Origin of the sequence: Vreelandella sp. 21, assembly GCF_050995515.1 — a bacterium.
GTDB lineage: Bacteria > Pseudomonadota > Gammaproteobacteria > Pseudomonadales > Halomonadaceae > Vreelandella > Vreelandella alkaliphila.
The window spans coordinates 3,817,781-3,829,935 of sequence record NZ_CP194673.1 but is presented as its reverse complement, the minus strand read 5'-3'; the positions used below and the strand labels follow the sequence as shown (position 1 = coordinate 3,829,935).

General features: G+C 54.8%; 10 protein-coding genes. All 10 read left to right on the top strand.

Annotated features, from left to right (window positions below; genetic code table 11):
• Positions 1-76: 76 nt before the first annotated feature.
• The 10 genes from ACN06F_RS17310 to urtE all read left to right on the top strand — a co-directional run bounded on the left by ACN06F_RS17310 (position 77) and on the right by urtE (position 12,086).
• Positions 77-1,762 (top strand): ATP-binding protein, encoded by a 1,686-nt coding sequence (locus tag ACN06F_RS17310; protein WP_198348794.1) that lies wholly within the window; start codon positions 77-79, stop codon positions 1,760-1,762.
• A 33-nt stretch (positions 1,763-1,795) separates the two neighbouring features.
• Complete coding sequence (locus ACN06F_RS17305) at positions 1,796-2,527, top strand: response regulator (RefSeq protein WP_433924417.1); 732 nt, start codon at positions 1,796-1,798, stop codon at positions 2,525-2,527.
• A 193-nt stretch (positions 2,528-2,720) separates the two neighbouring features.
• A complete protein-coding gene (locus tag ACN06F_RS17300; RefSeq protein WP_433924416.1) occupies positions 2,721-3,716 on the top strand; it encodes a Bug family tripartite tricarboxylate transporter substrate binding protein in 996 nt (331 codons plus the stop codon).
• Positions 3,717-3,822: 106 nt separating this feature from the next.
• Positions 3,823-4,305, top strand: coding sequence for a tripartite tricarboxylate transporter TctB family protein (locus ACN06F_RS17295; protein WP_095603466.1), 483 nt, complete (start codon positions 3,823-3,825; stop codon positions 4,303-4,305).
• A 49-nt stretch (positions 4,306-4,354) separates the two neighbouring features.
• Positions 4,355-5,854: a tripartite tricarboxylate transporter permease gene (locus ACN06F_RS17290; protein ID WP_038479361.1), complete on the top strand. Its 1,500-nt coding sequence runs from the start codon at positions 4,355-4,357 to the stop codon at positions 5,852-5,854.
• Between the two features lie 386 nt (positions 5,855-6,240).
• Positions 6,241-7,593: an urea ABC transporter substrate-binding protein gene (gene urtA, locus ACN06F_RS17285; RefSeq protein WP_433924415.1), complete on the top strand. Its 1,353-nt coding sequence runs from the start codon at positions 6,241-6,243 to the stop codon at positions 7,591-7,593.
• A gap of 190 nt (positions 7,594-7,783) precedes the next feature.
• Entirely contained in the window at positions 7,784-9,397 is a 1,614-nt protein-coding gene (urtB, locus tag ACN06F_RS17280) for an urea ABC transporter permease subunit UrtB (RefSeq protein ID WP_433924414.1), read from the top strand.
• 3 nt (positions 9,398-9,400) lie between these two features.
• Complete coding sequence (gene urtC / locus ACN06F_RS17275; protein ID WP_433924413.1) at positions 9,401-10,546, top strand: urea ABC transporter permease subunit UrtC; 1,146 nt, start codon at positions 9,401-9,403, stop codon at positions 10,544-10,546.
• Positions 10,543-11,379, top strand: coding sequence for an urea ABC transporter ATP-binding protein UrtD (gene urtD / locus ACN06F_RS17270; protein ID WP_433924412.1), 837 nt, complete (start codon positions 10,543-10,545; stop codon positions 11,377-11,379). Before urtC ends, urtD begins: the two co-directional genes overlap by 4 nt.
• Positions 11,379-12,086 carry an urea ABC transporter ATP-binding subunit UrtE gene (gene urtE / locus ACN06F_RS17265; protein ID WP_433924411.1) on the top strand — a complete coding sequence of 236 codons (708 nt, stop codon included), beginning with the start codon at positions 11,379-11,381 and terminating at the stop codon, positions 12,084-12,086. Before urtD ends, urtE begins: the two co-directional genes overlap by 1 nt.
• The last annotated feature ends 69 nt before the right edge of the window (positions 12,087-12,155 follow it).

The following is a 12,155-nucleotide window of genomic DNA, read 5'->3' as shown; positions in this document are numbered from 1 at the left end:
GTCGAAAAAGCGCAACGGCTAACGCCGCTTGGCGCTGCATGCCATAATGACGCTGTCGCGCCTAGTGAGTTCCTTTATGACCGCCCCACGCCCACGTACGTTGGCCGAATTACAGCGCTGGCGCCGTACTCGTGCCAAACGCCGCTGGTACAAGCGAAGTTTTCGCCTGCAAGTCATGCTGCTGGTCGGCTTTCTGCTGGCGGGTATGTTGCTAGCGCAAGGCACCTATCTGAACCACCGTAAAGCAGAAATTATCACCCACCAAATGGGCGAGCGGGCATTGGCAGTGGCCAAGACCGTCGCGGGCATGCCGCAAATTGTTAATGCTTTCTCGACACCCGATCCTGCGCTGATTATCCAGCCGCTTGCTGAACGCGTTCGTCATGAGACCGGTGCCCGTTATGTTGTGGTAGGTAATGCCCAGTCGATTCGTTACTCGCACCCAGTGCCTGAGCGTATCGGCCAGCCAATGGTGGGCGGGGATAACGATCAGGCGCTGATTTATGGTCAGTCATACGTATCGGAAGCTACCGGAACGTTAGGCACCGCCATGCGGGGCAAAACGCCCATCTGGGATGAAGAGGGCAACATCATCGGGGTGGTTTCGGTGGGCTTCATGCTAGAACGAGTAGATATGGATGTCGCCCGTTATACCAGCTTAGGGTGGGCGCTGGTGGCGCTGATGATTTTGCTAGGATTTGCCGGGGCCTATTGGCTGTCGCAGCATCTTAAAAAAGTCATCCTTGGTTTAGAGCCTTATGAGATAGCCCGCTTGGCCATGGAAAAAGAGGCCATCCTGCAATCTATCCACGAAGGTATCCTGGCGGTTAACCGCGATGGTCAGATCACGTTAGTGAATCAGCAGGCACGCCGTTTTCTAGGGCTATCGGATGAACAGGTTTTGCTGGGGCAGCCAATCCGTGAGGTGGTGCCCAACTCGCGCTTAAGCGAGGTGTTAAAGCACGGCGAGCAGGAGTTTGACCAGGAAATGTGGCTGGGCGACCATCCTGTGGTGGCCAACCGCGTGCCTATTTTGCACGAAGGTGAGATCGAAGGTGCCGTGGCGACATTTCGCAGTCGCCGCGAAATTATTGATCTTTCCCAGGCACTTACCCAGGCAAGTCGTGATGTCGATATGCTGCGTGCCCAGGCCCACGAGTTTTCCAACAAGCTTTACACCATTTCTGGTCTCCTGCAGCTTAACCGCGTTGATGAGGCGCTAGCGCTGATTCACCACGAAACCGAACGTGCTCAGGCGCAAATGAGCTTTTTAATGCGTCACGTGGCTGACGCAGTACTCAGCGGCATCTTGTTGGGTAAATTGACGCGAGCACGAGAGCTAGGCGTCGCGCTGGAAATTGATGAACAGAGCTCGCTCTCTTGCCCACTGACGGTCACTGGGCAAGAGGTCATGATGAGCGTTGTGGGCAACTTATTAGATAACGCCTGTCATGCGGCGCTTAATGGTCCAAACAGTGACACCCCGAAAGTTCGCCTGTTCTTTACGGATCTGGGCGAGCAGCTGTTGATTGAAGTAGAGGATAACGGCTCAGGTGTGCCCGGCGAGCATGCGGAATCGATCTTTCAAGATGGGTTTTCTACCAAAACCGGTAAACATCGTGGCATTGGTTTAGCACTGGTCGCGCGGTTGTGCCGTCAGCATGGCGGCGAGGTGACATTAGAAGAGAGCGAGTTAGGCGGCGCGTGCTTTATTGCCGTGCTGGATCGCGCGCTTTGCGACCCAATAGCCACAACGCCTTAAATCATAATAACGACGCCAGGAAGAGGAAACACTATGTCTGCGACGCAGTACGGTATTTTGGTCGTCGAAGACGATTTTCGCATTGCCGATATCCACAAAGCTTTTATTGAGCAGAGCGACGGCTTTTATGTGGTGGGGTTGGCACGTAACGGCAACGAAGCAAAAGCCCTGATGGCCCAGCATGCTGATGCTGTTCAACTCATCTTATTAGATGCTTACTTGCCTGATGTGGAGGGTCTGGAGCTGCTATGGGCGATTCGCCGCGACTATGTGCATGTGGATATCGTCATGGTGACAGCTGCCCGCGAAGTAGAAACCATCAGCGAAGCGTTGCGTGGTGGCGTCTTTGATTATCTGATTAAACCGATTGAAGCGACGCGTATGACGCAAATGCTGACACGTTTTCGCCGCGAGCGAGAGGCATTGGCGAATCGGGCTGAAATGAGTCAAGACGAGCTGGATCAGGTGCTTGCTCGCTTGCAACCAGGTGAATCTCCGCGGCTAGCTACGCGCACGTTACCTAAAGGCATCGACCGCTTGACCCTACGCTGTGTGGTGGAGTCGTTGGCAGCCGAGCATGATTCCCAAACGGCGATGCAGGTAGCGCTGGCAATGGGCGCAAGCCGTTCAACAGCGCGGCGTTATTTGGAGTTTTTAGTGGCTGAACAAGCGGTTAATGCAGAAATTGGCTATGGCGATGTTGGCCGCCCTGAGCGACGCTATCGGCTGCTGGAATCCTCCTCAACATGGCTGGAATCACTGTAAGCGAGCCGCCCTAACCAGCCGTGAACAAAATGAACAAAACGCACAAAAAGCACTTTTTGCCATTAATGGTCATAAGCTTGTCGCGAGGAGTAGCGGTCTTCTAATGTGAAGGGTGTAACCACACAAAGATACGTAGATAACAACCATCTATAACACAGCTAATATAACAACATAGCTAATGTGGAGAACGCCCATGACCATGCTTCCCCTAAAGCGCTTTGCCGTGCTTGCTTTACCGATGGCAGCCTTTGCCATGACAACGTCTGCCAGCGCCCAAGAGTGGACACCGAGCCGTTCGATTGAGTTTGTTGCACCCGCCAACCCCGGTGGCGGTTGGGACACACTAGTGCGCACCATGTCCCGCGTTATTCAGCAAGAAGAGCTGGCCGACGAAAGCTTTGCAGCCATTAACGTGCCTGGCGGTGGCGGTGCAGTTGCCTGGGCTCAGGTAGCCCGTGATAACGGCAATCCGCATAAACTTTTCGCCACCAGCCCGCCGATGATTTTAGTACCCCTGGCGGGCGCATCGCGTTACGACCACACCGACTTCACCCCGATTGCGCGCATCAATACCGACTATTCGATTATTTTGGTGGCGGCAGATTCCGAGTATCAAAACCTGGATGATCTTTTTGCAGCGCTCAAAGAGAACCCTAGTTTAAGCGTGGGCGGTGGTAGTGCGCCGGGCTCGATGGATCACATTTCGGTTGCTGGTCTTGCTTCCGCGGCGGGTATGGAAGCCTCCTCGGTCAACTACATTCCCTTCTCAGGTGGTGGCGACGCCATGACTAACCTGATGGGTGGCCATATCGAGGCAGTCATTGGCGGTGCCGGTGAAGCGGTAGGTCAGTTGGGTGAAGGTAGCCAGCTACGCGCGCTGGGCGTTTCTTCCGAAGAGCGCCTGGGCGGTGGACTGGCCGATGTACCCACTTACCAAGAGCAGGGTTACGACTACACCTTCGATATTTGGCGTGGCGTAATGGGCGCGCCGGAAATGCCTGAAGAGGCGGTTGAATACTACGAGACGCTCTTCGCCGAAATGCTCGAAACGGATGCATGGCGCGAAGCAAGCGACCAGCTGGGCTGGATTGATGCCTACCAGGATAGCGACGCCTTCGCTACCTTCCTGGATGAGCAGCAAGAGCAGTTCAGCAGCGTGTTGACCGACCTGGGGCTGATGCGCCAGTAAGCGCTCGTCCCAAAGGCTCCCCCGGTGGCAGCGTGCCACCGGGATCTTCCGTCTGATACCGCAAGGGTCTTGCTGTTCAGCAATGACGTCTTCGGAGAACTTTCCCATGACTCGATTCAATACCAACCAATGGCTAGCGCTTGTGTTGGCGTTAGTGGCGGCTGCCTATCTGGCAATGGCCTGGCAAATCCCCAACTTTCCGCTGCCCCGTCCAGTGGATTCAGACCTATTTCCAAAAGTGTTAGGTGTTTCCCTGCTATTACTGTCGGCGTGCTTGTTTTTTGAGCGTCCTGGTCCTATTGCGGGGGCCGATCAGATTGATCAAGTCGAAACCCAGGGGCCGCTACTGCTAACGCCTTGGGCGCGGGTGATCGTCACCGCCATCGCCATTGCTGCCTATGCATTCCTGCTCGTGCCGTTAGGCTTTGTGCTGGCTTCGACGCTACTGTGTGTTGGCCTAACCGCTTACTACGGCTACCGCCGCCATGGGGTCAATCTGGCAACATCGCTTGGGGTGGTGTTGGCGCTGTATTTGACCATGACGCGGGTAATGGATGTTTACCTACCCACTGGCGTGCTGCCGTTTTAACTAAGCCGCGCTTGCTCACTGTTAGCGGGTTTAAAAGAGAGACACTCCCATGGATGCCTTTAACAATCTAATGTACGGCTTTGGCATCGCGCTTGAGCCTATCAATATCGCTTACGTCTTTGCCGGCGTCTTTGCTGGCACCATTATCGGTATGTTGCCCGGCCTTGGGCCGATCAGCGCGTTGGCGCTGATGATCCCGATTACCTTCGCTATGGAGCCCTCTTCAGGGCTGATCTTGATGGCTGGGGTGTATTACGGCGCTATTTTCGGCGGCTCCACCTCATCTATTTTGCTTAACGCCCCCGGCGTGGCGGGAACGGTTGCGACCTCTTTTGACGGCTATCCGATGGCCAAGCAAGGGTTGGCAGGCAAGGCGCTGGCGATTGCCGCTTACTCCTCCTTTGTTGGCGGTACCATCTCCGTTGTTTTCTTGATGTTGATTGCGCCGCTGCTCTCCAAAGTCGCGGTGAGCTTTGGCCCTGCTGAATACTTCGCGTTGATGGTGCTGGGCTTAACCGCGGTTGTGTCGCTATCCGATAAGTCGCTGGTCAAAGGCTTAATTGCCGCCGTTATCGGGGTAATGATCTCGATCATTGGGATTGATATGCAAACCGGCACCGAGCGCTTTACCTTTGGCTCTATCCACCTGCTCGACGGTGTCGATTTTCTGGTCGTCGCGCTGGGTATCTTCGCGTTAGCCGAAGTGTTCTACATGTTGCTGCGCGGAGGCGGTGGTAAAGAAGCACCGCGTAATGCGATTGGTTCGTTAAAATTGACCCGCAGTGAAGTGAAGCAGATTGCAGGGCCGGTTAGCCGCAGTTCAGTATTGGGCTTCTTTACTGGTGTGCTGCCGGGCGCAGGCGCGACCATCGGCTCGTTTCTTGGCTACAGCATGGAAAAACGCATTGCCAAAGACGGCGATACGTTTGGTAAAGGCAATATCAAAGGCGTTGCTGCGCCAGAAGCGGCAAATAATGCGGCGTGTACCGGTTCGTTTGTACCGCTGTTAACCTTGGGTGTGCCGGGGTCTGGCACCACCGCCGTACTGCTTGGCGCACTGCTGGTGATGGGCGTTAATCCTGGCCCGATGATGCTTGAACAGCGCCCGGATGTGTTCTGGGGCGTGGTCGCCAGTATGTATATCGGCAATATCTTCCTGCTGGTGCTTAACCTGCCGCTGATTCCGCTGATCGCCAAGATTCTCGATCTGCCCAAGCCGTTGCTGCTATCACTGATTTTGATCTTCTGCATGATCGGTGTTTACGGTATGAGCTTCAGCGTGTTCGACCTACTGTTACTGCTTGGTTTTGGCTTGGTTGGCCTAGGGATGCGCTTGTTCGGTTTCCCTGCCGCGCCGCTGATTCTGGCGCTCATTCTAGGCAACATCATGGAAGAGTCCATGCGTCGCGCGCTGCAGATCTCCGGTGGGGATTGGACGACCTTTATCGACAAGCCGATTTCGCTGTCTTTACTGGTCATCGCTGTACTGTCGCTTGGTTTACCGTTGCTGAAAAAGCGCCGCACTAAGCGTTTGAATACTGCGGAATAGAACACAGGTATGCGTGTAAAGCGTCCTAGGGTCTCCTAGGGCGCTTTTTTTTGTGCAAGAAATAGGCGGGATTAATAGGCGTATGCAACAGAAAGCGCACTATTGGTGCGAGGTGTCGTTGTGGTGCATAAACAGCGTGCATTTTTTGGATGCTGGCGCGCCACGATAGTGCGGCCGGTGAAGATGGGGCTGCTTTTTTTAAAACTAACCTTTTGATTTTAAGCTTTTTAGTGTTTCTTTTTGTAGTGTGGCGCAAACCTTGCAACAGCTAGGAGCTAGTGGATGCACCAAGCCCCGTAATAACCGTTCCCACGTTACATAACGGGAGTCCTTGGCCGCGAAGCTCAAATAACGAGCCCCGTTACAAGGGGCGCAAGGAGGTTCAAGTGACCACATTGCAGCGCAAGACACACCCTCGTACTGTTGGCCGTTTCGCTACTGCCTTAATGGCCGCCGCCGTCATGGGGGCCAGTACACAAGCCATTGCCCAGGATGACGACCCGATCAAGGTCGGTATCCTTCACTCACTTTCAGGCACCATGGCGATCAGTGAGACGGTTCTTAAAGACACCGTTGAGATGCTTATTGAGCAGCAAAACGACGCGGGTGGCTTGCTGGGTCGCCAACTTGAAGCAGTTGTTGTCGACCCTGCCTCTAACTGGCCGCTATTTGCCGAGCGTGCAAGAGAGCTATTGGCGCAAGAAGAGGTCGACGTGATCTTCGGCAACTGGACCTCCGTTTCCCGTAAGGCAGTACTGCCGGTAGTGGAAGAGCTTAACGGCCTGTTGTTCTACCCGGTGCAGTATGAAGGTGAAGAGTCCTCGGAAAACGTCTTTTATACCGGTGCCGCCCCCAACCAACAGGCGATTCCTGCGGTTGAGTATCTGATTAATGAAGTCGGCATCGAGCGCTTTGCGCTGGTCGGCACCGACTACGTTTATCCGCGTACCACCAACCGTATTCTCGAAGCGTTCCTCAAAGATGAGCATGGCATCGCTGATGAGGACATCATGATCAACTACACGCCGTTCGGCCATTCAGACTGGCAGAACATCGTGTCAGAAATACGCCGCTTTGGTGAAGAGGGTAAACCCACGGCGGTTATCTCAACGATTAACGGCGATGCCAATGTGCCGTTTTACACCGAACTGTCTAACCAAGGCATTGATGCTGCCGATATTCCAGTCATCGCCTTCTCTGTGGGTGAGCAAGAGCTCACCGGCATCGATACGGGGCCGCTAGTCGGCCACTTGGCGGCCTGGAACTACTTTATGAGCGTCGATACTGATGACAACTACGACTTTATCGACGCTTGGATTGACTACACCGGCGACGAAGAGGCCGTCACCAACGACCCCATGGAAGCGCACTACATTGGTTTTAACATGTGGGCCGAAGCGGTGCGTAAAGCAGGCACTACCGACGTGGATGCGGTAAAAGACGCGATTATCGGTGTCGCTGTGCCTAACCTTTCCGGTGGCTATGCGGCGATGATGCCTAACCATCACATCACCAAACCGGTGCTGATTGGTGAAGTTCAAGACAATGGCCAGTTCGATATCGTCTGGCAAACGCCTTCTACCATAGCGGGCGATGCATGGTCTGACTACTTGCCTGGCTCACGTGACTTGATTGCCGATTGGCGCAAGCCCATGGAGTGCGGCAACTTCAACGTGGTGAATGGCTCGTGTGGCGGCAGCACCGCCGCAGAAGAGGCTGAAGCGGCCCTCGCTGAGTAAGTAAAGCGATATATAGCAGGGAAATGACCGCTGTTAACGCTGTGGTGTAAGGACAGGTTGAAGCGAGGGTCTTTCGCCATGGATGGCGAAAGTAGCGCCCATGGATGGGTTCACAGCGCCCTCGCGGAAACTTGTTCTTGGCACCGTTATCTTCAGTTCCCCCCTTTTTGTTAACCAAAGGAAGAACCCCATGAGGCGTTTCTTTTCCTTAGGGTTGCTGTGTCTGCTGTTGTTAAGCGTCACAGTCACCGCCCAGGCACAAACAAGCGCCACCGTTGAGGCTGATGACGCAGCGGCGCTTGAGCTACTAAACGCGCTGGACGTGCGTTCCTATTCCGCCAAAGGCGAAGCGATCAACGCTATTTTGCAAAGCGATGATGAGCGCGCGCGTGATTGGCTGCAGTCCTTGTTGGATGGTCGCTTGCAGCGCACTGACGACGGCCGCTTTGTGGTGGTGCTCGATAATCAAGGTCGCGATTGGCCAGTTGCAGATGCGCTGACCAATGAACCGCTGGGGGAGATGTCCCGCCGTGACCTGGATCGTATTGGCATTAATAACAATTTACGCAACCAGCTACGCAGCGCTATTGCCGTAGTAGATTTGTATTCGCCAAACGTTGAGCGTCGGCGTACTTCAGCCAGCCGACTACTAGGCGAGGTCGATGAAAAGCTGGCCGAACCGCTCAGTGAACTGATCGCTGAGGAAGAAGATGCCGAGGTAGTACGCAGGCTTACCCAGGCGCTGGCGATTTACCAAGTTGAAAGCGGCGAGCTTGAAGGCGTTGAAACGCTGCGAGGCAGTTTGCATCCACGCGTTCGAGTAGCGCTTAGCCGGGCAGCGAATAGCGATGACCCTATTATTGCCGATGCCGCCAATGAAGCGCTGAGCAGCATTGAGCAGAATCTCAAAATTAACCGTGGCCTGGAAACGCTCTACTTCGGGCTTTCGCTTGGCTCGGTACTGGTGTTGGCGGCGATTGGCCTGGCCATTACCTTTGGCGTGATGGGCGTTATCAATATGGCCCATGGTGAGCTAATCATGCTCGGCGCTTATACCACCTGGATGATGCAGCAACTGTTGCCCGGCCAGCCGGGGCTGGCGCTCATTCTGTCGATCCCCGCAGGCTTTATGGTGGCCGCGCTGGTGGGCATTGCCATTGAACGAGGCGTTATTCAGTTCCTGAAGGGCCGTCCGTTGGAAACCCTACTGGCGACGTTCGGTATCAGCCTGATTTTACAGCAGCTAGTGCGAACGGTGATTTCACCGCTAAACCGTACGGTCATAACGCCCGAATGGATGAGCGGTTCATTAGTGATTAACGATGCGCTGTCGCTGACTCTTAATCGTATGTTTGTACTTGGTTTTGCACTGGTAGTGTTTGCCGCGCTGATGCTGATTATGCGCCGTACGCGGCTAGGGCTTGAAGTGCGCGCAGTGACCCAAAACCGCGCCATGGCACGCTCCATGGGTATCCGCGCCACGCGGGTCGATATTATGACCTTCGCATTAGGGTCTGGCGTCGCTGGTTTGGCAGGCGTTGCGTTATCGCAGCTTACTAACGTCGGCCCCAACCTGGGCCAGAACTACATTATTGATTCGTTCATGGTGGTGGTGTTTGGCGGCGTAGGTAACCTGTGGGGCACGTTGGTGGCCGGGCTTTCCCTGGGCATTATCAACCAAGTGTTGGAGCCCTGGGCAGGCGCCGTGCTGGCCAAAATTATCGTGCTGGTATTTATCATTCTGTTTATTCAAAAACGCCCGCGTGGACTCTTCCCGCAGAAGGGCCGGGCTGCGGAGGGCTAACCTATGATGACGCACTCATCTTCAAGCCAGTTTTGGCTAACCCGCCCGTTTGGCGAACGGGCTACGCAGATCTTTCTTGGGGTGCTGTTTGCCGCACTGCTGCTAGTCACGGTACTGCATTTAGCGGTGCCCCAAGGCCACCCGCTGCACGTCAATGCTTACACCGTGAACCTGTTCGGCAAGTACTTAAGCTACGCGCTGCTGGCAGTGGCGGTGGATTTGGTATGGGGCTATTTGGGCATTTTGAGCTTGGGCCACGGGGCGTTTTTTGCCATTGGCGGTTACGCCATGGGCATGTACCTGATGCGCCAAATCGGTGACCGCGGTACTTATGGCGACCCGGTACTACCGGATTTTATGGTGTTTCTCAGTTGGGACAGCCTGCCCTGGTACTGGCTCGGTTTTGATATGGCCTGGTTTGCGTTTGCCATGGTGCTGTTAGCCCCCGGGTTATTGGCACTGGTATTCGGCTTTTTGGCGTTTCGCTCACGGGTCACTGGAGTGTATCTGTCGATTATTACTCAGGCGCTGACCTTTGCCCTGATGCTGGCATTCTTCCGCAATGAGATGGGCTTTGGTGGCAACAACGGGCTGACTGATTTCCGCGAGTTGCTGGGCTTCAACCTGCGCAGTAACGACACTCGCTTAGGGCTGTTTATTGCCACCGGCGTTGCGTTGGCACTGGGTTATATCCTGTGTCGGGCGATTGTTACCAGCAAGCTAGGTCGGGTGTGTGTGGCAACCCGGGACGCCGAAGCCCGCACGCGGTTTATTGGCTATCGGGTCGAACGCTTCCAGCTATTTGTATTCGTGGTTTCCGCCATGTTGGCAGGCTTGGCTGGCGCGCTTTATGTCCCTCAGGTAGGGATTATCAACCCCAGTGAGTTCTCACCGATTTTCTCGATTGAAATTGTGCTGTGGGTGGCACTGGGTGGCCGCGCCACGCTTTATGGAGCGGTTATCGGGGCGATCTTAGTGAACTACGCCAAAACAATTTTCACGGGCGTGATGCCGGATGCATGGCTGTTTGCCCTGGGCGCGATGTTTGTCTTGGTCACCGTGTTGCTACCCAAAGGCGTGGCGGGGTTATTGCTCCACCTAAAACGCCGCAAAAAATCCGCTACCTTGCCGACGGAGGCTACCGCATGAGCTTGTTGCAATCGCTAACCACGCGGGATCGGGTATTTGATTTTATGGCTCCTCAGGCATCACCGGTGGATGTGCGTCATGGCCCGATTCTGTATATGGAAGATGTCACGGTGAGCTTCGATGGCTTCAAGGCAATCAATAACTTAAACCTGACTATTGATGACGGTGAACTGCGCTGCATTATCGGCCCCAACGGGGCCGGTAAAACCACCATGATGGACATCATTACTGGCAAAACGCGCCCCAACGCAGGCAGCGTGTGGTTTGGTAGCCGTCATAACCTGTTGCAAATGAATGAGCCGGATATCGCCAGCTTAGGGATTGGTCGTAAGTTCCAAAAGCCCACGGTATTTGAAGCGCTGAGCGTGTTTGAAAACCTGGAGCTGGCGATGGCCGCCGACAAGCATATTTTCCCCACGCTGACTGCCCGCATGACTGGTGAAATTAAAGACCGTATCAATGAGGTGCTTGAAACGATTGGCCTGACCGAGCTGCGCTACCAGCCAGCAGGGATTCTTTCCCACGGCCAAAAGCAGTGGCTGGAAATTGGCATGCTGTTAATGCAGCGCCCGCGTTTACTGCTGGTAGATGAACCGGTTGCCGGGATGACGGAACAGGAGATGGAGCGCACCGCAGAGCTGCTGACGGGCCTGGCGGGTAAGCAGTCGGTGGTTGTGGTAGAGCACGACATGGGTTTTGTGCGCTCCATCGCCCGTAAAGTGACCGTGTTGCACCAAGGCAGCGTGCTGGCGGAAGGCAGTATGGATCAGGTTTCAAGCGACCCCAAGGTGGTTGAGGTGTATCTGGGTGCGGACGACGAGGAGGCTGCCTAATGCTGGCGATTGAAAAACTCAACCAGTTTTACGGGGAAAGCCACACCTTGTGGGATTTAGACCTTGATGTGCCTGAAGGCCAGTGTACTTGCGTGATGGGCCGCAACGGGGTAGGTAAAACCACCTTAATGAAAGCCATTATGGGCGAAGTGGCGGTGACAAGTGGCCAACTGCGCTACCAGGGCGCTGGCGGCGAGATTGAGCTGACCAAAAAAGCCGTGGAAGCGCGCTCTCGCTTGGGCATTGGCTTTGTCCCCCAGGGACGGCAGATTTTTCCGCTGCTCACCGTGGAAGAAAATCTACGCACCGGCTTGGCAGCGCGCCGTGATGGGCTGAAAAAAATCCCCGAGCGTATCTATGAACTGTTCCCGGTTTTAAAAGAGATGAAGCATCGCCGTGGCGGTGATTTATCCGGTGGGCAACAGCAGCAGCTCGCCATCGGTCGCGCGCTGGTAATAGAACCCAAACTGCTGATTTTGGATGAGCCAGGGGAAGGTATTCAGCCCAATATTGTGGCGCAAATCGGTCAGGTCATTCGCCAACTGATCAAGGAAGATGGCTTAACGGTACTGCTGGTCGAGCAGAAGCTGCCCTTTGCCCGCAAGTACGCCGACCGCTTTGTGATTATGGATCGCGGCCGTCCAGTGGCCAAAGGCGAGATCGCGGAGCTTTCTAACGAACTGATCAAACAGCACTTGACCGTTTAAGTTATCCACACCCGGTTGCCTCAACCAAGCAAAGCGCCCGCCATCAGGCGGGCGCTTTGCTTATGCAGC